This is a genomic window from Eggerthella sinensis (assembly GCF_003339815.1).
GTDB lineage: Bacteria > Actinomycetota > Coriobacteriia > Coriobacteriales > Eggerthellaceae > Eggerthella > Eggerthella sinensis.
Map to the genome: position 1 here is coordinate 1 of NZ_PPTT01000072.1, position 582 is coordinate 582.

At 55.7% G+C, this 582-nt stretch carries 1 protein-coding gene; it reads right to left on the minus strand.

Annotation, left to right across the window (positions count from 1 at the left end):
* The coding region (locus C1876_RS17445) for a hypothetical protein (protein ID WP_211309584.1) at positions 1–268 on the minus strand (268 nt) is incomplete at its 3' end.
* Positions 269–582 lie beyond the last annotated feature (314 nt).

Below are 582 nucleotides of genomic sequence, written 5' to 3' on the forward strand. Positions count from 1 at the left end.
TGTCACCGTCGTCGTAGCTGACGTTCTCGTAGTACATGATTGTCGCGGTGGTGGGGATCTCGGCCGCTGTGGCGGGGGTCTCAGCCGCTGTGGCGGGCGTCTCGGTGGCATCCGCCTCTTCTGTGGCGCTCGTTGTTGCCTCGGTGCCCTCGTCGCCGTTCGTTGCGGCCAAGGCGCTGTAGGCGCAGGAGGTGAGAGACGCAGCCAGGCACAAGGCGAGAACGAAAGCCGCGAAGGAGCGAGTGGTTCGTTTTGCGGGAGTGGTCATGGTGGTCTCCTCGTCTCGATGGCAGCATTGTTTTCTGAGCAAAAGCATCGAGGTAAGTGTAGAGGGGCCAAGGAAGTCTTTTCTTTCCATCCGCGACCTGTCATTCGTCTTTCTTTGAGTTGTTGTCTATCGGAAAAATACCGATAGCTGTTCAGGCTTGGCGCTTCTTATCTTCGCGATAACTGCGATTTCGGAAATAGATGGGAGTTTCGAGCGCGTCTGCGGAAATAAACGCGAGTTTCGAGCATGAAACGGGCTCTGGAGCGCTTAATTCGTTCCGAAAATGCTCGAAACTCCCGTCTACTTCCCTATTT